General features: G+C 59.9%; 22 protein-coding genes, 1 tRNA gene and 1 pseudogene. 17 read left to right on the forward strand and 7 right to left on the reverse strand.

The window, feature by feature from the left end; all coding sequences use genetic code 11:
- Positions 1-23: 23 nt before the first annotated feature.
- Together FHK92_RS02535 and FHK92_RS02540 are read left to right on the forward strand one after the other, a co-directional pair.
- Positions 24-263, forward strand: a complete 240-nt coding sequence (locus FHK92_RS02535; RefSeq protein WP_181286680.1) for a sulfurtransferase TusA family protein — start codon at positions 24-26, stop codon at positions 261-263.
- Positions 264-293: 30 nt separating this feature from the next.
- Positions 294-1364, forward strand: a complete 1071-nt coding sequence (locus FHK92_RS02540; RefSeq protein ID WP_181286681.1) for an AI-2E family transporter — start codon at positions 294-296, stop codon at positions 1362-1364.
- Between the two features lie 136 nt (positions 1365-1500).
- On the opposite strand, the gene FHK92_RS02545 is transcribed toward FHK92_RS02540, so the two are convergent.
- Positions 1501-1974, reverse strand: a complete 474-nt coding sequence (locus tag FHK92_RS02545) for a peroxiredoxin (protein WP_181286682.1) — start codon at positions 1972-1974, stop codon at positions 1501-1503.
- Between the two features lie 10 nt (positions 1975-1984).
- Entirely contained in the window at positions 1985-2545 is a 561-nt protein-coding gene (locus FHK92_RS02550) for a glycine cleavage system protein R (protein ID WP_030141212.1), read from the reverse strand.
- A 315-nt stretch (positions 2546-2860) separates the two neighbouring features.
- Here FHK92_RS02550 and dapA point away from each other — a divergent pair, with 315 nt between their 5' ends.
- The 5 genes from dapA (at position 2861) to FHK92_RS02575 (ending at position 6550) form a co-directional block, all read left to right on the forward strand.
- Complete coding sequence (gene dapA / locus FHK92_RS02555) at positions 2861-3739, forward strand: 4-hydroxy-tetrahydrodipicolinate synthase (protein WP_181286683.1); 879 nt, start codon at positions 2861-2863, stop codon at positions 3737-3739.
- 17 nt (positions 3740-3756) lie between these two features.
- A complete protein-coding gene (gene bamC, locus FHK92_RS02560; RefSeq protein WP_181286684.1) occupies positions 3757-4872 on the forward strand; it encodes an outer membrane protein assembly factor BamC in 1116 nt (371 codons plus the stop codon).
- A 4-nt stretch (positions 4873-4876) separates the two neighbouring features.
- Entirely contained in the window at positions 4877-5635 is a 759-nt protein-coding gene (locus FHK92_RS02565; RefSeq protein WP_181286685.1) for an MBL fold metallo-hydrolase, read from the forward strand.
- 28 nt (positions 5636-5663) lie between these two features.
- Positions 5664-6377 carry a phosphoribosylaminoimidazolesuccinocarboxamide synthase gene (purC, locus tag FHK92_RS02570; RefSeq protein WP_181286686.1) on the forward strand — a complete coding sequence of 238 codons (714 nt, stop codon included), beginning with the start codon at positions 5664-5666 and terminating at the stop codon, positions 6375-6377.
- A gap of 83 nt (positions 6378-6460) precedes the next feature.
- Positions 6461-6550 (forward strand) — tRNA-Ser (locus FHK92_RS02575).
- Positions 6551-6995: 445 nt separating this feature from the next.
- On the opposite strand, the gene FHK92_RS02580 is transcribed toward FHK92_RS02575, so the two are convergent.
- Positions 6996-7262, reverse strand: coding sequence for a short-chain dehydrogenase (locus FHK92_RS02580; protein ID WP_181286687.1), 267 nt, complete (start codon positions 7260-7262; stop codon positions 6996-6998).
- A 344-nt stretch (positions 7263-7606) separates the two neighbouring features.
- Here FHK92_RS02580 and FHK92_RS28090 point away from each other — a divergent pair.
- The 3 genes and pseudogenes from FHK92_RS28090 to FHK92_RS02590 form a co-directional block, all read left to right on the forward strand.
- A pseudogene (locus tag FHK92_RS28090) lies at positions 7607-8383 on the forward strand (MCP four helix bundle domain-containing protein); the annotation flags it as partial.
- Positions 8384-8461: 78 nt separating this feature from the next.
- On the forward strand, positions 8462-9241 hold the full coding sequence (locus FHK92_RS28095; protein ID WP_375154597.1) for a methyl-accepting chemotaxis protein: 780 nt from the start codon (positions 8462-8464) through the stop codon (positions 9239-9241).
- Between the two features lie 13 nt (positions 9242-9254).
- Positions 9255-10001: a phytanoyl-CoA dioxygenase family protein gene (locus FHK92_RS02590; RefSeq protein WP_181286689.1), complete on the forward strand. Its 747-nt coding sequence runs from the start codon at positions 9255-9257 to the stop codon at positions 9999-10001.
- A gap of 11 nt (positions 10002-10012) precedes the next feature.
- Here FHK92_RS02590 and FHK92_RS02595 read toward each other — a convergent pair whose 3' ends face one another.
- From FHK92_RS02595 to FHK92_RS02605, 3 genes are all read right to left on the reverse strand, one after another.
- Entirely contained in the window at positions 10013-10381 is a 369-nt protein-coding gene (locus FHK92_RS02595; protein ID WP_181286690.1) for a cupin domain-containing protein, read from the reverse strand.
- Positions 10382-10482: 101 nt separating this feature from the next.
- Positions 10483-11289, reverse strand: a complete 807-nt coding sequence (locus tag FHK92_RS02600) for an AraC family transcriptional regulator (protein WP_181286691.1) — start codon at positions 11287-11289, stop codon at positions 10483-10485.
- Between the two features lie 61 nt (positions 11290-11350).
- Positions 11351-11542 (reverse strand): YegP family protein, encoded by a 192-nt coding sequence (locus FHK92_RS02605; protein WP_039593327.1) that lies wholly within the window; start codon positions 11540-11542, stop codon positions 11351-11353.
- Between the two features lie 163 nt (positions 11543-11705).
- Here FHK92_RS02605 and FHK92_RS02610 point away from each other — a divergent pair, with 163 nt between their 5' ends.
- Positions 11706-12641 carry a LysR substrate-binding domain-containing protein gene (locus tag FHK92_RS02610; protein ID WP_181286692.1) on the forward strand — a complete coding sequence of 312 codons (936 nt, stop codon included), beginning with the start codon at positions 11706-11708 and terminating at the stop codon, positions 12639-12641.
- Between the two features lie 72 nt (positions 12642-12713).
- The gene (locus tag FHK92_RS02615) at positions 12714-13079 is read left to right on the forward strand and encodes a 5-carboxymethyl-2-hydroxymuconate Delta-isomerase (protein ID WP_181286693.1); all 366 of its coding nucleotides are present in this window, start codon (positions 12714-12716) and stop codon (positions 13077-13079) included.
- Between the two features lie 3 nt (positions 13080-13082).
- Here the strand turns inward: FHK92_RS02615 and FHK92_RS02620 are convergent, their stop codons facing one another.
- Positions 13083-14009: a LysR family transcriptional regulator gene (locus FHK92_RS02620; protein WP_181286694.1), complete on the reverse strand. Its 927-nt coding sequence runs from the start codon at positions 14007-14009 to the stop codon at positions 13083-13085.
- 461 nt (positions 14010-14470) lie between these two features.
- Between FHK92_RS02620 and FHK92_RS02625 the strand changes: the two genes are divergently transcribed.
- The 5 genes from FHK92_RS02625 to FHK92_RS02645 all read left to right on the forward strand — a co-directional run bounded on the left by FHK92_RS02625 (position 14471) and on the right by FHK92_RS02645 (position 19923).
- The gene (locus tag FHK92_RS02625; protein ID WP_181286695.1) at positions 14471-15853 is read left to right on the forward strand and encodes a glutamine synthetase family protein; all 1383 of its coding nucleotides are present in this window, start codon (positions 14471-14473) and stop codon (positions 15851-15853) included.
- Between the two features lie 164 nt (positions 15854-16017).
- Positions 16018-17667 carry a phosphoethanolamine transferase gene (locus FHK92_RS02630; protein ID WP_181286696.1) on the forward strand — a complete coding sequence of 550 codons (1650 nt, stop codon included), beginning with the start codon at positions 16018-16020 and terminating at the stop codon, positions 17665-17667.
- A gap of 69 nt (positions 17668-17736) precedes the next feature.
- A complete protein-coding gene (locus FHK92_RS02635) occupies positions 17737-18378 on the forward strand; it encodes a class I SAM-dependent methyltransferase (RefSeq protein WP_181286697.1) in 642 nt (213 codons plus the stop codon).
- Positions 18379-18499: 121 nt separating this feature from the next.
- The gene (gene rnd, locus FHK92_RS02640; RefSeq protein ID WP_181286698.1) at positions 18500-19633 is read left to right on the forward strand and encodes a ribonuclease D; all 1134 of its coding nucleotides are present in this window, start codon (positions 18500-18502) and stop codon (positions 19631-19633) included.
- Positions 19630-19923: a YcgL domain-containing protein gene (locus FHK92_RS02645; RefSeq protein ID WP_030141193.1), complete on the forward strand. Its 294-nt coding sequence runs from the start codon at positions 19630-19632 to the stop codon at positions 19921-19923. The genes rnd and FHK92_RS02645 overlap by 4 nt, the downstream gene beginning before the upstream one ends.
- Positions 19924-20037: the final 114 nt, after the last annotated feature.

Here is a 20037-nt window from a genome sequence, read left to right on the forward strand (position 1 = left end):
ACGACCTGTTGCGGAGTGAAGCAATGACCGATGATGTAGCCCACGATGCCGAACTGGACGCCAGCGGCCTGAATTGTCCGTTGCCGTTGCTCAAGGCCAAGTTGGAACTCAATCGCCTTGCCAGCGGCGCCGTGCTCAAGGTAACCGCCACGGACGCGGGCTCCCAGCGTGATTTCCGCACCTTTGCCCGATTGGCCGGTCATACGCTGCTGCGCGAAGAGGACGAGAACGGCGTCTACCGTTACTGGTTGAAAAAGGCCTGAAAGCCCGCAGCCCTCCCATAAGGATTTTTAATGTTCAAGGTGTTACGCGACTGGATCCAGCGCTACTTCTCGGATGAAGAAGCAGTGGTGTTGGCCGTGCTGCTGTTCCTGGGGTTTACCGCCGTCCTGACGTTGGGCGGCATGCTCGCACCCGTGTTGGCGGGGATGGTATTGGCGTACCTGATGCAAGGGCTGGTCACCACGCTGGAGCGTATGCGGCTGCCGGGGTCCTTGGCGGTGGGGCTGGTGTTCGCTTTGTTCATGGGGCTGCTGGTGGTGTTCCTGGTGGTGATCGTGCCCTTGCTCTGGCATCAGTTGGTGACCCTGTTCAACGAGTTGCCAGGGATGCTCGCCAAGTGGCAATCGCTGCTGCTGTTACTGCCTGAACGCTATCCCCATCTAGTTTCCGATGAACAGGTGCTGCAGACGATCGAAGTGGTGCGCGGCGAAATCGGCAAGTTCGGCCAGTGGGCGCTGACGTTTTCCTTGTCCAGTTTGCCGCTGCTGGTGAACATCATGATCTACCTGGTGCTGGTGCCGATCCTGGTGTTCTTCTTTCTCAAGGACCGCGAGATGATCGGGCGCTGGGTCCGCGGTTATCTGCCGCGCGAACGGGCGTTAATCACCCGGGTCGCCCAGGAAATGAACCGACAGATCGCCAATTACATCCGCGGCAAGGTCATCGAAATCTTCATCTGCGGCGGCGTGACTTACATCGGCTTCGTCGCCCTGGGCCTCAACTACGCTGCGTTGCTGGCCTTGTTGGTGGGTATTTCCGTGGTGGTGCCTTACGTCGGCACCGTGGTCGTGACGGTGCCGGTCGCGTTGATTGCGCTGTTCCAGTGGGGCTGGAGCGATCAGTTCATCTACCTGATGGCGGTCTACGGAATCATCCAGACGCTGGACGGCAACGTGCTGGTGCCGCTGCTGTTTTCCGAGGCGGTGAACCTGCATCCGGTGGCGATCATCTGTGCGGTGCTGTTGTTTGGCGGGCTGTGGGGATTCTGGGGCGTGTTCTTCGCGATTCCCCTGGCGACGCTGTTCAAGGCGGTGTTGGATGCGTGGCCGAGCAAGGAACCGGTGGTGGCGCCGTTACTATAGTGGCCGAACTGTAAGTGGGTGAGGCTGCCGGCCCTTTCGCGAGCAGGCTCGCTCCCACAGGGGATTGATTAACGCCACTAATCCAGTGTGGGAGCGAGCCTGCTCGCGAAGAGGCCAGTGCTGACAGCGAAAAACTTCAGGCCTTGTTCAGCGCCTGAGCCGCCGCCAACACCGCATCCACATGCCCCGGCACTTTCACGCCGCGCCATTCCTGGCGCAGCACACCGTTCTGGTCGATCAGGAATGTGCTGCGATCAACGCCCAGGTATTCCTTGCCGTACAGCTTCTTGAGCTTGATCACGTCGAACAACTGACAAACCGCTTCGTCCTTGTCGCTGATCAGCTCGAAGGGGAATTCCTGCTTGCACTTGAAGTTCTCGTGGGACTTGAGGCTGTCCCGGGAAACGCCGAACACTTCGGTGTTGGCGGCCTGGAACTGCGCGTATTGATCACGGAAACCCTGGCCTTCGGTGGTGCAGCCGGGGGTGCTGTCTTTCGGATAGAAGTAGATGACCACCTGCTTGCCTTTCAGGGCCGCGAGGCTGACGGTCTGCCCGCTGGTGGCGGGCGCTTGGAAATCGGTAACCGGCTGGTCGACGGCAACGGCCATGAACGCTTCCTTACATTGGGTTTTGTGGACGCCACGGTTCGATCAGGGCATCCAGGTTCATCGCGTCGGCGAAATCCAGGAACTGATCGCGCAGCCAACTGATCTGGGTGCCGGCCGGCAGTGTCACGGTGAACGTGGCGTTGAGCATGGTGCCGCCGGTCTGCGGAGCCTGGTAGGTGTCGCAGGTCAGGTTCTCCAGCTCGACGTGATGATCCATGAAGAACTGGCATAGCTCGTTGATGATGTCCGGGCGATAGGCCGAACTTACGTAGGCTACATAGGGCAGGGCCTGGGGACGATTTTCCAGCGCCGCGCTGCGTACCACGTTGACGGTGAACGCGTGCTTCTTGGCCAGCAAGGGCAGGCTGCCCTCCAGGCGGGCCAGGGCGTCCCAACTGCCGGAGATTTCCAGCACGAGCGCGCTGCATTCGCCATGACGGGTCAGGCGTGACGTCACGACGGCGCAGCGATTCTCATGGCTGGCGCGGCACAGGACGTTAGTCAGCTCCATGGGGTTGGCGCCAAGGGCACTGATGACAAGGAATTGTTCGCGGACTGTGGGGGTGGACATGCAGCATTCCTAAAGCGATGAGCGGTCGATACGTTTCAGCTCGGCGCGGTGACAGCCTGGGAAACCGAACGGTTCAAGCCCTGTGCCTGGAGGGGGCAATGCGTTGCAGGACAACACAAATACACCCGGGATAAACGCAGGATCGGGGCTTGGAGCGACGAAAACGGAGGCTAGGAACCGGCGTATGAGCTTATCAGTACCGATCAAAGCCTGAAGGGTAGCGAAAACCATCGCCAAGGGGAATGGGAGTTCGCTTGTACAAGCATCTTGGCGCCAGTACCATTACCGCTCTCTTTTTCCGGCAGGAGCGGTTTCATGATTGCGGGCAGTATGGTGGCACTGGTCACTCCCATGGATGCACAAGGGCGTCTTGACTGGGACAGCCTCAGCAAACTCGTGGACTTCCATCTCAAGAACGGCACCCATGCCATCGTCGCAGTCGGTACTACCGGCGAGTCGGCAACCCTTGATGTAGAAGAACACATCGCCGTGATCAAAGCCGTGGTCAAACAGGTTGCCGGGCGTATTCCGGTCATCGCCGGCACGGGCGCCAATTCGACCCGCGAAGCCGTCGAGCTGACCCGCAACGCCAAGGCAGCCGGGGCCGATGCCTGCCTGCTGGTCGTTCCGTACTACAACAAGCCGACCCAGGAAGGCTTGTACCAACACTTCAAGCATATTGCCGAAGCCGTCGACATCCCGCAGATCCTCTATAACGTTCCCGGCCGCACCTCCTGCGACATGCAGGCCGAGACCGTGATCCGCCTGTCCACCGTACCGAACATCATCGGCATCAAGGAAGCCACCGGCGACCTGAAGCGCGCCAAGGCCATCCTCGATGGCGTGGGCAAGGATTTCCTCGTGCTGTCCGGTGATGATCCGACCGCTGTAGAACTGATCCTGATGGGTGGCAAGGGCAACATCTCCGTCACTGCCAACGTTGCCCCGCGCGAAATGGCCGACCTGTGCGAGGCGGCGCTGAACGGCGACGCCGAGACCGCTCGGGCGTTGAACGAAAAACTGATGCCGCTGCACAAGGACCTGTTCGTCGAAGCCAACCCGATCCCGGTGAAGTTTGCCTTGGTCGAAATGGGCCTGATGCACGAAGGCATCCGCCTGCCACTGACCTGGCTGAGCACCCCTTGTCACGAAACGCTGCGGCAGGCCATGCGCCAGTCCGGCGTCCTGGTTTAATTGAGGAAGTACAACGCATGAAGCGAATGGCCGGACTTTCCGCACTTGCCTTGATTATCTCCAGCACCAGTGGCTGCGGATGGATCTGGGGACCGGATGGTTACTTCCGCGACCGTGGTAGCGATTACCTCCAAGCGCAACAGACTGCACCGATGCAATTGCCGCCGGACGTCAGCGTCGCCAAGCGCCTGGATCCGCTGCTGCCGATCCCGCGCAACGTCGCCGACGACAGCGTCAAGGGCGAATACGTTGTCCCACGTCCACAGCCGCTGGCGGCCGTGGCCGATGCCAGCGACTACACCCTGCAAAAGAGCGGCGATTCCAGCTGGGTCATGGGCCAGCACCCACCGGCCGAAGTCTGGCCCGTGGCAATCCAGTTCTTCCAGGACAACGGTTTCCGCCTGGACGAACAGCGCCCACAAACGGGCGAGTTCACCACCACCTGGCAGCGCTCGGATGAACTGTCCGCCGCCATGGCCAAGCGCCTGAGCGCCGCCGGTGTCGCAGCCGACAGCGAAACCCGCGTGCGTGTGCGGATCGAGCCGGGCGTGCAGCGCAACACCAGTGAAATCTACGTGGTCAGCGCCGAGCGTCCCGCCGGCAGCACCGCCGACGTGGCCTTCACCAACCGTTCGGTCAACACCGGCCTCGACGCCGCGTTGGTGGACGACATGCTCGCGAGCATGAGCCGCACCGCCGAGCAGGGCGGCTCGGTGTCGATGCTCGCCACCCGCGACTACGACACGCCAAGCCGCGTCAGCCTGAGCGAAGACGGCAGCGGCAACCCGGTGCTCAACGTCGGCTCCGACCTCGACCGTGCCTGGTCGAGCGTGGGCCGTGCGCTGGAGCAGGGCGAATGGCGCGTTGAAGACATTAACCGCAGCCTGGGCCTGTACTACATCAACCTGGCCGAAAAAGCCGAGAAGAAAGACGAGAAACCTGGCTTCTTCAGTGGTCTGTTCGGCAGCAAGCCGGACAAGGAAGAAATCGAAGCCCGCGCCGAGCGTTACCAGGTTCGCCTGAGCAAGGTCGGCGACAACGTCCAGGTCACCGTCGAGAAGAACATCAACACCGTGGCGCCGGCCGATGTGGCTCGCAAGGTGTTGGGCGTGATTCAGGACAACCTGGGCTGATCCAATGCGTTTCGCCGTTCTCGGCAGCGGTAGCCAGGGGAACGGCACGCTGATAGCCAGTGCTGGCACGTACGTGCTGGTCGATTGTGGTTTCTCCCTGCGGGAAACCGAGAAGCGCCTGTTGCGCCTGGGTGTGCACCCGGCGCAACTGAGCGCGATATTGGTGACCCACGAACATGCCGACCACGTGCATGGCGTGGGTTTGCTGTCTCGGCGCTACAATCTGCCGGTGTACCTGAGTCGTGGCACGCTGGAAGGCCTGCGCAAGCCCATCGAGCCAGCCGGTTTCGTGGCCGGTGGCGAACAACTGCGTATCGGTGCCCTGGACATCAGCGTGGTCAGCGTGGCCCACGATGCCCGGGAGCCGACGCAGTATGTTTTCAGCGACGGGGAGCGGCGCTTCGGATTGCTCACCGACCTGGGGTCGTATTGCAACAGGGTCATGGACAGCTACCGGGATCTCGATGCATTGATGATCGAGTCCAACCACTGCCGGGAGATGCTGGCGCGTGGGTTTTACCCCTACTTTCTCAAGCAGCGGGTAGGTGGGGAACACGGACATTTGAACAACCACCAGGCGGCGTTCCTGGTGGCCGAGTTGGGCTGGCAAGGCCTGCAACACCTGGTCCTGGCCCATCTGAGCAGCAAGAACAACCTGCCGCAGCTGGCCCGGCAATGTTTTGTCGACACCCTTGGGTGCGACCCGGACTGGCTGCAACTGGCCGATCAAGATTCAGGGCTCGACTGGCGACATATCGCCTAGCCCATCTACTTAGCAAGCGGAGCCCATCATGGAAAAACGTGAAGAACTCTACCGCGGCAAAGCCAAGTCGGTTTACAAGACCGACGACGCTGACCGCTTGATCCTGCTGTTTCGCAACGACACCTCGGCGTTCGACGGCAAGCGCATCGAACAGCTGGACCGCAAGGGCATGGTGAACAACAAGTTCAATGCCTTCATCATGCAGAAGCTCGAAGCAGCCGGCGTGCCGACCCAGTTCGACAAGCTGCTGGGCGACAACGAATGCCTGGTCAAGAAGCTGGACATGATCCCGGTCGAATGCGTCGTGCGTAACTACGCCGCCGGCAGCCTGGTCAAGCGCCTGGGCGTGGAAGAGGGCATGAAGCTCAACCCTTACACGTTCGAGCTGTTCCTGAAGGACGACGCCAAGGGCGACCCGTTCATCAACGAATCCCACGTCGTGGCATTCGGTTGGGGCACCGCCGAGCAACTGGCGCGCATGAAGGAATTGTCCCTCAAGGTCAACGACGTGCTGAGCAAGCTGTTCGACGACGCCGGCCTGCTGCTGGTGGACTTCAAGCTTGAATTCGGCGTATTCAGCGATGGCTCCATCGTTCTGGGCGACGAGTTCAGCCCGGACGGCTGCCGCCTCTGGGACAAGGCCACCAAGAAGAAGATGGACAAGGACCGCTTCCGCCAGGGCCTCGGCGACGTGATCGAGGCTTACGAAGAAGTCGCCCAGCGCCTGGGTGTGCCGCTGTAAACGACGCAAGCATCTGATAGCACGGAAAAAAATTCGCCTGGGGGTTCGCTTCCGGCGAATGTGCTGGTATGATGCGCGCCACTGGAGAGATGCCGGAGTGGCCGAACGGGACGGATTCGAAATCCGTTGTACTGGCGACAGTACCTAGGGTTCAAATCCCTATCTCTCCGCCATATATAAAGGCCCCGAGCGCTTAACCGCCTCGGGGCTTTTTTGTATTTGGGGGATTTTGGGGGATGGGTGCGGATGTCGTTCCATAATCTTACCGGGATCTCCCCCGTTCCCCCTTATGGCCGTACGTCAGAAATAATTGCGTTCGGTGGGCCGTCTTGGAATATGGAAGTTCTACGACAGGAACGGAGGAAGAATAAAGCCATCCGTTCCCCATAAAGCCCGGCATATCCGCTGGGCTTTTTCGTTTCTGGGCTTTTTTCGCGTACGGGAGTGCGGCGATATGGATTGCGTGACGATACCGCGAGCGTGAACTTCGGGCTGCGGATTGTAAGACGTATGATGTGCGCTGCGGTTTGACCCAGCGGGAGCAAGCTCCCTCGCCACGGTTTGTATGTTTCCTCGTGGCCCCCACTTTCTGATCGGTATTACCCGTGGCCCTTTGAACTAGGCCGGCTCTGCATCCAAGCGTCGGGCTATGACATCAAGCAAGTCGCAACCATCCCTCAACGGAATGCAGCACAGCTGTGCAAAATCCTGAAGGATCACTGAGTCACTTGGAACATCTCCCCGCATCGCGAGGTTCTCTAAAAACTGAGCGACCGCGCGAATTCTATAACCCGCCGTATCCAGCAGGATGTGCAACGGCGCTGAAGTATCGACAAAGAGCGGTTGATCGTCGGTATTGCTGGTAAGAGCCATGTATTTGTTCATTTCAAACTCCATCGGATGAGGGCTTTCTTACCATTTGTCATTGAGTCGCCAAACCCAAGCCGCTCTTACGAACGACGCCTCGGACTATAAAGGCTTACCGTTAAAACCATCAATCAGACGATGCGTAAGAAGACTCCTAGAATTATGTGGGCAGGAAATGTCAGAAAATTTCCCCAAAACACTGGCAACCTTTCTATCATTTTCACCCAGCGCAACCCCGCCTCGACCTGCTTAGCCAAAGCCCTTCCCACACCCAAAGCTTTGTAACAACTGGACTAATGGTCTATAGCTCAAGACAAGGCTGCCGATAGGCAGGTAATTCCCCCCGTATAAGGAATGACACCATGCTGCGGTTCTTCGCCGACTTGGGCTTTCGTTGGAAAATCACTTTGCCGATGGTGTTCCTGGCTGTCTTGCTCGTGCTGATGGGGGTCGCGGGCATGCGTGGGATTGGCCAGGTGACGGAATCCAGCACGCAGTTGACCAAGCGTTACCTGCCGGCCATCAGCCTGTTGCTCAATGCGGATCGCGACTTGTACCAGGCTTTCGTTGCCGAACGGAGCTTGCTGGGCGGCGGGGCGGGGAGTCATGTCGAGGCGCTGCGGGCCAGTCACAGGGACAATCTGAAGCAAGCGTATGACCGCGTGCAAAAGTACGCGGCGATGCAGCCGGGTGCCGAGGCGCAGGCGCTGGTCGGTCAGTTCAATGATCGCTTTGGGCAGTGGTCACAGATCTCGCGGCAGGTCGTTGAGCAAGCTGCGAGCAATCCGCAGGCGGCCAGTGCGCTGAGTTTTGGTGATGGCGAGAATAAGTTCAACACCATGCGCGATGCCATCGACAAACTGGGTGAGCTGGAAGACGAGGCGTCCCAGCGGGAAGGCCAGGCTGCGATCGATCATGGACAAGCCGTGGGCCTGCAGCAGGGGGGCATTTTGCTGGTCGGTCTGCTCGGTTGCATCCTGCTGATCGTGACCTTGCCCATGGTCGTGCTGCGTCCGATGCGTCGCTTACTGCACCGCGTCGAGCAGATCGCCGAGGGCGGTGGCGATCTGAAGGGCCGTCTCGAAGTACGTTCGGCTGATGAGTTGGGCCAGCTCGGCAGTGCGTTCAACCGCTTCCTCGATAAGCTGCAACCGCTGATTGCCGAAGTGGGCAGAGTGACCGGGGAGGTCGATGCCGCCGCGCGCGCCATGGCCGCTATGGCAGCGACCAACGATCAATTGATCAGCAGCGAACATGCGGCCCTCGATCAGGTCAGCACCGCCGCGACCCAAATGAGTGCCGCTGTGCATGAGGTGGCCCACAACGCCGTGAACGCATCGGACGCCGCGCAGCAAGCCAGCAGTCAATCTCGCGACGGCACCGCTGTTGTCAGCAGCACCATCGAGTCGATTCGCCAGTTGGCCCAGGAAGTCGAAAGCGCCTCGGGTACGATCGAGGCGTTGGCCCAGGAAACTTCCAGCATTGGTGCTGTGCTCGAAGTGATTCGTGGCATTGCCGAGCAGACCAACTTGTTGGCGCTGAACGCTGCGATCGAAGCCGCGCGGGCCGGCGAGCAGGGCCGTGGTTTTGCCGTGGTGGCCGATGAGGTGAGGGCGCTTGCGGCCCGCACCCAGGATTCCACCAAGGACATCCAGATTCGTATCGAACGCTTGCAGAGCGGTGTCGCCAAGGCTGTCCAAGCGATGCAGGTCGGCAGCAGCAAGGCGCGCGATAGCGTCGAGCGCGCCGCGGGTGTCGATCAGGTACTCAGCGGCACCGGTGGATCGATCCAGCGGATCAACGACATGGCCGCGCAAATCGCCAATGCGTGTGAGGAGCAGAGCAGCGTCACCGAGGAAATAGCGCGCAATATTTCCGACATCCGTGATCTGTCCAACGAAGCAGCGGCCAATTCCGCCCAGAGCATGCACGCAAGCCAGCAGCTTTCCAGCCTGTCGAGAAGCCTCGCAGAGCTGACCGGCCGCTTCCGCACCTGAAGCAGGTGATGTCGTGTTGACTGACGACCTCCTGCGAGCCCTGCATCGGGACGGCTTTGTCCTGATGCGCAGTGTGTTGAATACCACGCAAATCGCTGACATGCGTCGTGCGATCGACCTGCTGAAACCCGAGCACTGGGACTACAGCGGCGTCATCGATCATTACAAATGTGTGTTCAATCGCGACCCTTTCTGGCTGCCTTACTTGGATGTGAGCGGGGTGATCGAGCTCGCCGAGGCAGCATTGGGCGACGACTGCCACATCATCGGCCAGACGGCCTGGCGCTGCCATCCCGGTTTCGTCGGTGCTGCGTTGCACTTGGATTACCTGCCGATGGAACTGCCGCCGGGCTTGTTGGCCGATCCCGGCTTCGAACTGCCAATGCAAGTGTTCACCGCGCAGTTCTACCTCGACGACATCGATGCCGACCTGAGCCCGACACGGGTCATCCCCGGCAGCCACAAGGCGGGGCGAGCGCCCGCTGCGGGCGAAACGCAATGGAATGGGCGCTCGGCGCAGCCGGTGCTATGCCGGGCGGGCGATGTCTTGATATTGCGCAGCGAGCTATGGCACGCCGGCAGTGACAACCGGACCGCCGATCGCACCCGCTATATGCTCCAGGTGCATTACGGTCGACGGATGGTCGCGCAGAAGTTCTCGCCCTATCTGCATTGGCAGTTCAATCCCGCGGTGCTCGCCGCCGCGACAGACCGCCAACGACGCTTGCTCGGCGATCATCAGGAAGCCGAATACGACTGAGTCTGGCCCGGTCAGATCCAGACGTCATTGACCGCCGTTCGCTCGTTGGTTTCTTCGCCGGTATTGATGACGCCGCGAGGCTCGATCAACAAGAGTTTCACTTCCTGCTCGGCACTGGGTTTATGCTCGACGCCTTTCTTGACGACGTACATTTCGCCCGGGCCGATCATCACGGCGCCGTCACGAAAGTCGATACGCAGTTCACCCTCCAGCACAATGAACGTTTCATCCGTATCGGCATGGGTGTGCCAGATGAAATCGCCTTCGAGCCGGGCGATCTTGAACTGGTAGTCATTCATTTCAGCGATGACTTTGGGCGCCCATTGCTCGGCGAACAGCGCGTGTTTCTGGGCGAAGTTGATGGGAGAGTAATGATTCATCGGGGCATGCTCCATGGTGGAAGATGAGCGCTACCTTACTGTCCGGGTTGAGGCGGGTATTGGATGATCGTGCAGCTTTTCACAGCATGTTTCGCAGGATTTCAACGGAGCATTTTCAGCCCGCGTGCCGGTGAAATGCCGAAGGCCTGGGTATGGAGCCGGGTCATGTGGCTTTGGTCGAAAAAGCCACAGGCGAGGGCTGCTTCGCTCAATGGCAGGCCATGCATCAACAGGCGCCGGGCTTCGTTCAACCGACGTTGGGTGATGTAGCGATAGGGGCTGGTGCCGTACATGGCGCGGAAATCCCGAGACAGGCTCCACCGATCCCGGCCGCTGGCCTCGACCAGATCGTCCAGGGTAATCGGCTGGCCAAGGGCATCATGGATGAACAGGCGCGCACGCTCCGCGGCGGGGTAATCCAGCAGTCGGCGTCCGCGTTGGCGACCCGCCGCGACAGCGAGCGCCTGGGCCACGTCATAGATGGCGTCGTCTTCCTCCAGCGGATCGAGGCGATGCTCCAGCGTATTGAGCAACCTGCGGGTCGCGATGTTGAGCCGGGGATCGTTCGACAACCCGCCCTCGATGAAGGGCAAGGGCCTGCCACCCAGCACTTGCTGGATCAATGACGGTTCGATGTAGGACATCCGGTAATGAAAGCCATCGCGGGTGCCTGCTTCGCCGTCATGAACCTCATCGGGGTGCAGCACGATGGTTCCACCGGGTTGGCTATGACGTTTGCTGTGCCGGTAGTTGAAACTCTGGACGCCAGAAAGCGTAAAGCCGATGGCGTAGGTGTCATGCCGGTGGGCGCTGTAGCCGTGACCACTGAAGTAGGCTTCGATGCGTTCCAGTTTCTTCGACTCAGGCGCGCGCACCATCCAGTCGCTACGGTTATTGGATTGAGCCATGGGCCCGACCTCTCGCTGTTCGCTGCATACGATACTTCAGATGGTCGGCCCGTGGACGGCTTCAGATTTCTTTGACGGGTGTCTCGCCGTGCGCGCTCTTGATCAACCCGATGACGTGCAGGCAGTCAGCCTTGTTCACGTAGGATTCACCGCTGGCGATGGTTTCATGATTGCCGGCCCTCAAGCGCCAGCGCCATTGGCCTTGTCCGGTGCTTGGGGTGCCTCGGGTCTGTCGGTAGATTTCAAAGTACATCGGTTCGCTCCATGCGATTTATCATTCAGGACATGTTTGGGACATGTCGTCGCAAGCCTAGCCAAGCTGATAATTTTCGCTAATGGAAATACGTTTCCAATGATGGTGAGATATTTCAGCAAATTGCAGCGCCTGCCACATCGACTGGAACCAGGAGCAAGGGATGAACCGCAACGAATTGCGCAAGGCCGATATCAACCTGATGGTGGTCTTCGAAACGCTGATGCTCGAGCGCAACGTGACACGGGCGGCGGAAAAATTGTTCCTCGGCCAACCGACCATCAGCTCGGCGCTCAATCGCCTTCGGGCGATGTTCAACGACCCGTTGTTCATTCGCGTCGGCCACCGCATGGAGCCAACCGCCCGGGCCGAGGAAATCATCCAGCACCTGTCGCCCGCACTGGACTCGCTGTCAGTGGCGCTGAGCCTGACCCATGATTTCGACCCCGCCAGCAGCACCATGACATTCCGCATCGGCCTGTCCGACGACGTGGAGTTCGGCCTGCTGCCGCCGCTGTTGCGCAGCCTGCGCCAGGAAGCACCCAACGTTGTGTTCGTGGTCCAGCACGTCGATTACTGGCGCATTCCCGACTTGCTTGCCTCAGGCGACATTACGGTCGGCATCAGCCAGACCCGAGGGCTGCCGGCCAATGCCAAACGCAAGCTGCTGCGGCACATCCGGGCCCGCGTGCTGCGGGCCGATGCCTCGGAAACACCGCTGACCCTGGATGAATACTGCGCGCGACCGCAGGTGCTGGTTTCCCATACGGCCAACATTGCCGGCCTGGCTGACGAATGGCTGGCTGAAATCGGCCGCAAGCGCCACGTGGTGTTGTCGGTGCCACAATACAGCGCCTTGCCGGCATTGCTGGCCGGCACTGATCTGATCGCCAGCCTGCCGGACTACACCGCCACGGCCATGGCCGCTTCCGGGCAATTGTTCTGTGAACCGTTCCCCTTCGAGACGCCGACGGTGGATTTGTCCATGGTTTGGCTGAGCCACGTCGACAACGACCCGGCCGAGCGGTGGTTGAGGTCGCGGTTGGAGGCGTTCATGAGCGAGCGGATGCCTCTGGCGGACGAAACAAAACCTGCCTGACCCAGCCCAGTCGAGGTATGGTTGCGTCGGCTGTCATCCCACCCTCGCTTTTTCGAATCGGAGTCGAAACACATGCCTCACCTGCACATGGAATACACCGCCAACCTGACCGAGCTGAACGCCGACGTCGCGCTGCTGCGCTTGAACAACGCGCTGGTGGCTTCCGGTCAGTTCGCGGCTGAGCACGACATCAAGAGCCGTGCGGTGAAGATCGACACATTTCGGGTCGGTACCGGCATCGGCGAGCGCGGGTTCGTGCATTTGAAACTGGCCTTGCTCAGTGGCCGCTCGGCGGAAATCAAGAAGCAGCTGGCCGATAATCTGCTGGCGGTACTTCAGGACCTCGGGCCTTGGCCGGCCGGCGTCAGCGTGCAGTTGTGCGTGGAGCTCCTCGACATTGATCGTGGTCCGTACGCCAAGGCTGCCATTGGCCTTTGAGGTTCAGTGCCCAAGGCAAGCCTCGATGACCTGCCCACGCAACCAGGTGTTGGCGCTGTCCTGATCGGCGGCCAGGCTCCATTGCATGTCCAGGGTAAAACCAGGCAAGCCTTCAGGCGCGTCGTAGTGATGAAAACCCGCGTCATTGGCGAGCAGTTGCTGGATGCGGCGGGGCAGGGTGAGGATGAAATCGGTACCCGCGATCATCTTCAATGCCGCACCGTAACTGTTGGCGCGAGCGGCGATCTGGCGTTGCTGCGCCTGCATCGCCAGCCAGCCGTCGATCATGTTGCTGGACGAAGCCCAGGGCGTCGGAAAAACGTGCCGGCGTTGTAGGAATCTTTCCAGACTCAGCGGCGATTCCAGTGGCGCGGCCCGTTTATCCACGACACAGACCAAGTCGTCGTCCAACAGCGGCCTGGATTTGAGATCGGCGTGATTGCTATGGAAATTCGGGCCGAAGCAGATCACCAGGTCCAGGCTGCCATTGCGCAGGGCGTCGACGGGAATGTCCGCTTCGAGCTTCTGCACGTTCACCATCACCGGCAACTCGGCGTGATCCAAGGCCCGAAGCAATCGTGGCAGGATCAGTTGTTCGAAGTATTCAGGCGCGCAAATATCGAAGGTGATTGCCTGGCGCCTTGGATCGAAGGTGGGCGAGCCGGCATGACACTGGTTGATTCGCTGCAGGATGGCGCGCACATGCTCGTACATCCCCTCGGCTTTATAGGTCGGGCGCATGCCGGTACGGCTGTTGATGAACAGTTCATCTTCGAAGCAGGCGCGCAGTGTCTTCAGGCAATAACTGACGGTCGACTGACTGACACACAATGCTTCGGATACAGCGGTGACGCTGCCTTGTTCATACACGGCGCTAAACACCATGAGATCCTGCATGTCGAGCTTTCTGAGGGCGTTACTGTTCAGCATCCGTTCTGTCTCGCTGTGTCCTTGCGCGGATCTTGCGCAAACCAGGCGGATGATCCTAGCGGAACGAGAGGCCGAGGAGAATGTTGTCCACAGTGTGGTTCGTTTGCTTATGTTTAGTTCGTTCTGATCCAAGCTCCATCAAATCCAGGTTTAATGATCCGTGAAGGCCGTGGGACGCTTGCTGGGTCCAGTCCCTGTGATGCGCTCATGAACGGTTGGCCCCTGGTGCTCCGATACCTTTCATCCGCCGCGGTCGATCCGCTCGGCAGGTCTTCGCCCGTCATGCCTGCGTCCCTCAGTGCGCTGCCGTCCGAGCTGGCCTTCTGGGCCTTGTGGCACTGTCGCCACGCGCGTCCTCCGGACTCCCGTATTTCCTGTTGATCAAATACCGTGTTCGTCGCCGGCGAGCACAGACCGACGGCGCCTGGTCGCCCGTCCGACATGGAAATATGAGCTTTCTTATGAGCCTTGCAAAAAATGCTTTCGCGCCCGTGCAACACGCCCAGGCGTTTCTCGATCAGAACCCTGATATCGAGCTCTTCGAGCTGTTTATCCTTGATAACAATGGCGTACCACGGGGCAAGTTATTGCATCGGGACGAACTGCTGGCGGTCTACGAAAACGGTCGACCGCTGCCCAGCACCATGCTCGGGCTGACCCTCAATGGCGACGACGTCGAAAACTCCGGGTTGGTGTGGGATGTCGGCGACATCGATTGCCGCGCCTACCCCCTCAGCGGCAGCTTGCAGCGCATGCCGTGGCGGTTGATTCCCACCGCGGCCGTGCAGGTCGGCATGCATCCCGAGGAAGGCATGCCTGCGGCGGTCGCCGACCCGCGCCTTCTGCTCAGTCGGGTGATCGACGCCTTGCAGGCCGACGGTTATTACCCGGTGATGGCGGCGGAGCTGGAGTTTTATCTGTTGGATGCCCAGCGCGACAGCCAGGGCCGGCCGCAACCGGCGCGCGACGCGGACGGCGGCAGACCGCGGACCACGCAAGTCTATGGTTTGCGCGAGCTGGAACAGATCGAGCCATTCCTGGCCGACCTTTATGCCGCCTGCAAGCAGCAAGGCATTCCGGCCCGAACCGCTATTTCGGAATACGCACCGGGGCAGGTCGAAATCACACTTGAACACCGCACCGATGCCTTGCAAGCCATGGATGAGGCGGTGCGCTACAAGCGCCTGGTCAAGGGCGTGGCGCATAAACACGGCATGGCGGCGTGTTTCATGGCCAAACCGTTCGCGCATCTGGCGGGCTCCGGCATGCACATGCACGTCAGCCTGGCGGACCGGGATGGGAACAACCTGTTTGCCAGCGAAGCCGCCGAAGGTACGCCGCTGTTGCGTCATGCGGTTGGGGGAATGCTCGATACCCTGCTGGATTCGCTCTTGATGTTCTGCCCGAACGCCAACTCCTATCGTCGATTCCAGAGCAACAGCTATGCGCCGCTGGCACCGACCTGGGGCGTCGACAATCGCACCGTCAGCTTGAGGGTGCCTGGCGGCCCGGCATTCTCGCGACACATCGAGCACCGCGTCTGCGGCGCCGATGCCAACCCGTATCTGGCCGCCGCCGCGATATTGGCCGGGATTCACCGCGGCATACGCCAACAGCGTGATCCCGGCGCGCCAATCGAAGGCAATGGTTACGCCCAGGCGACCGAGTTGCTGCCCACCGATTGGCTTACAGCCTTGAGTGCGCTTGAGACCTCGGCCTGGGCACGAGAAGCGTTTGGCGGCGAATTTCTCGGTGTCTATCTGGCGGTCAAACGCGCCGAATATCGTCAATTCATGGGAGAAGTAGGCGAACAGGACTGGCGTTGGTATTTGCACCAAGCCTGACGTCGGCTGTGAAAAAGTTCCTTAAATAATTATTTACTGGCAACTTTTTCACGAAAAATTGATGGTGGGCTGCCTAAAGTTTGTGTTGCCGTAGGGAATGAAATTTTCCCATTTGCCTGCGGCACTTTCTTTTAAAGAGCAACTTCAGGAAGCCCCCAACCATCATGCTGACTATTAAAGCCGTGCGCCCCGAGTGGGTGACGCTGGTCGCCAGTGCCTTTTTGTTAGTGGGCTTCAACTTTATTCTCTGGCAGCACCTGCTTGTGATCACTGCGTCGGATGGTCGCGGCCTGCTGCTGTGCCTGGCGTTTGGGGTGATCGTATTCTGCGCGTTCAACCTGGTGTTGACGTTGCTGGCGTTTCGTCCAGTGCTCAAGCCGTTGTTGATGGCGTTGTTCATGATCAGCGCGGGTGTGGCGTATTTCATGGCCCAATACGGCGTGTTGATTGATGCCGGCATGTTGCGGAATTTCGCCGAAACCAATGCCACGGAAGTTCGCGATCTGTTGTCGTTGAAGTTGTTCGTCTACATCGGCTTGTTAGGCGCATTACCCTCTTGGTTATTGTTCAAGACGCCCATCAATTATCGCCGCTGGCCCAAGGAGTTATTGAGCAAGTTGCTGGTCGGCGTGGCCTCGGCTGCGGTGCTCGGTGCGGTGGCCCTGATCAATTATCAAGGGCTGTCTTCGTTGTTTCGCAACCACCATGAGTTGCGCTTGATGGTCGTGCCAAGTAATTACATCGGGGCGTCGGTCGGCTATTTGCGCGAGCAGGTCGCGTCGGCCAAGCAGCCGTTCGTCACGTTGGGCGAGGATGCAAGTCGCAACCCGGCCTGGCAAACCCATGCCCGAAAATCTCTCACTGTCCTAGTGGTAGGCGAAAGTGCTCGCGCCGAAAATTTCGGCATTCTTGGCTACAACCGTGATACCACGCCGCAGTTGGACAAGGAGGCCGGCCTGATCGCTTTTACCAACGTGCATTCCTGCGGCACCGAGACGGCCGTGTCAGTGCCGTGCATGTTCTCCAACATGGGCCGCAAGAACTACGACGCGAGCAAGGCCAAGAATGAAGAGGGTTTGCTGGACGTGCTCAAGCGCGCCGGGCTGGAAGTGATCTGGCGGGACAATCAGTCCGGCTGCAAAGGCACCTGCGATCGGGTCACGTTGCAGGACGTCAGCAACCTCAAGGATCCGGCCTTGTGCGCCAACAGTGAGTGCCGCGACGAAATCCTGCTCCAGGGCTTGCAACATTTCATCGACACCCTCGACAAGGACACCGTGCTGGTCCTGCACCAGATGGGTAGCCATGGGCCGGAATACTTCAAGCGCTACCCGAAGGAATACGAGCATTTCACCCCGGTGTGCGAAAGCAATGCGCTGAACAATTGCAGCCGCGAGAGCATCGTCAACGGCTACGACAACACGCTGGTGTACACCGATCACGTGCTGTCGATGTTGATCGATTTGTTGCGAGCCAATCAGGACAAGGTCGACACCGCCATGCTGTATCTGTCGGATCACGGCGAGTCCTTGGGTGAATACAACTTGTTCCTCCATGGCACGCCCTACATGCTGGCCCCTGAGCAACAGAAGCATGTGGCGATGCTGGCCTGGTTTTCCGACAGTTATCAGAAGTCCTTCTCGGTCGACACGCATTGCCTGCAAATGAGTCGGGACAAACCCTTGAGCCAGGACAACCTGTTTCATTCGATGCTCGGGCTGCTGGAAGTCAACAGCAAGGTCTACAACCAGGACCTGGACATGTTCGCCAGTTGCCGCAGCGCAGTGATCGATGGGGTGTTGGCCAGGGAATAGTCGTCCTACACCTTTTTTTCACGTAGCCCTGTTTAACCTGTCGTTCAACCTTTTCCGTGAGCCGTGAGTATGCCCGGGCAATCCCCCTCCACCGTCGAGCTTGAGTTCGCCAGGCAGCATGACCAGGAGCACGCGCAAATCTGCTGTCAACCGACACCTCGGCGGCTGCGGCTGACCTTCTGGCGTGACGAGCAATTGGTACGCAACGCCCTGAAAGTCGCGGGTGAGCCTGGGCTGGTGCTGGATGTCGCGTGTGGGGCGGGGCGGTTCTGGCCAGTGCTGGGCGAACATGCCAACCGGGTGATCCTGGCGGCGGACCCGTCGCCGGATACGCTCGATCATGCCCGCAGCCACCATGGCGGTGCGTTGCTCAAGCGGGTCAAGACCTTTCCCAGCTCGGCGTTTACCCTCGGGTTGTCGGCGAACGCGGTGGACTGCATTTTTTGTCTGCAATTGTTTATGCACATCCAGGCCAGCGAACATCGCCTGGCTTTGCTGCGGGAATTCCACCGGGTCAGCCGGGACACGGTGATCGTGTCAGTCCAGATCGAGGGGCGTCTCAAGCTCGGCCATGCTTCGCAACGAAACCTGGCCGACAAGGCCTGCGTCGAAGCCGAATTTCTCGCGGCCGGTTTCAGCGTGGTGTGGCATCAGGATTTCCTGCCTGGCCTGGCATTTAAACGGGTGTATGTATTACGTAAGACCGGATAACGGCGGATGTAGGACTATTCTTACGTGCGCGCAGGCGATTTCTCTAAAGCTCTTGCTCCGTAGATGCTCGCAATCGCCGACGGCGATATATACTGCGCGCCATTCTTCAAGGGAGAGCCGTGTGGCCATCGATATTCATTGGATTCGCGACAACGATAGCCTCGGTCGGTTTTGCGCCGAATGGCAACAGTTGCCGTTCGTCGCCCTCGACACCGAATTCATGCGGGTCGACACCTTTTATCCCATTGCCGGCCTGCTGCAGATCGGTGATGGCAAAAGCGCGTACCTGATCGACCCCTTGACCATCGACGATTGGAAACCCTTGGCCGCGCTGCTGGAAAACCCGGCGGTGCTCAAGGTCTTGCACGCCTGCAGCGAAGACCTTGAAGTCTTGCTGCGCCTGACCGGCAGTCTGCCTGCGCCGTTGTTCGACACGCAATTGGCCGCCGCCTACCTGAACCTGGGTTTCTCCATGGGGTATTCGCGGTTGGTGCAGGAAGTGCTGGGCATCGAATTGCCCAAGGGCGAGACCCGTTCCGACTGGTTGCAACGACCCTTGTCCGAAACCCAGATCAGCTATGCCGCCGAGGACGCAGTGCATCTTGCGGAAGTTTTCGTACAGCTGCGGCCGAAGCTGTCCGACGAAAAATACAGCTGGGTCCTGCAGGATGGCGCCGAACTGGTGGCCAACCTGCGCCGCGAGATCGACCCGTACGAGGTGTACCGCGAGGCCAAACTGGCTTGGAAACTGTCCCGGGCGCAATTGGCCGTACTGCGCGAACTGTGCGCCTGGCGCGAGCGCGAGGCGCGGGCCCGTGACCTGCCGCGCAACCGCATCATTCGCGAGCATTCGCTATGGCCCCTGGCCCGCACGCAGCCGGATAACCTCGGTGCGCTTGCGAAGATCGAAGACATGCACCCGCGTACCGTGCGCCAGGACGGTGAGTTCCTGCTCGACCTGATCAAGCGCGCGGGCAGTCTGCCACCTGAACAATGGCCGCCCGCAGTGCCAGAACCGCTGCCGATCGAGGCCTCGGCGCTGCTCAAGCAGCTCAAGGCGCTTGGGCAGGCTGAAGCCGAGCGGCTGGGCATTGCCCCGGAACTGATGCTACGCAAGAAAACCCTCGAAGCCCTGATCAAGAGCGGCTTTCCCGAGGGGCCTTACCAATTGCCCGATTCGCTGCGTGGCTGGCGCCGCGAGTTGATGGGCCAGGCATTGCTCGACAGCCTGGCCACCGCCGGAGAACAGCCTTGAAACGTATTTGCTCCATCTACCGCAGCTCGAAGAAAAACGAAATGTACCTCTACGTGCTCAAAAGCGAGGCATTGGCCCGGGTGCCCGAGCCGTTGATGGCCGCGTTCGGCAAGGCCATCCATGCCTTCGACCTGGTATTGAGCCCGGAGCGGCAGCTGTCCCGGGAGGACATCAACAAGGTGCTGGAAAATCTCGACACCCAGGGCTATCACTTGCAGATGCCACCGGCTGAAGACGAATACATCGAGCATCTGCCCGAAGAGTTGCTGCGACGCAACGATCCGGTCTGATACTTCGAGGCGCCCGTCCTGGGACCTCTTGAATATTGAAATGATTATTGGCGATGGGCCGCATGGATGGAGCAACACTCTGTCAGCGGCCGTCTGCACTGTTTGGAAAGGTTT

This window comes from Pseudomonas brassicacearum subsp. neoaurantiaca, assembly GCF_013608025.1.
GTDB lineage: Bacteria > Pseudomonadota > Gammaproteobacteria > Pseudomonadales > Pseudomonadaceae > Aquipseudomonas.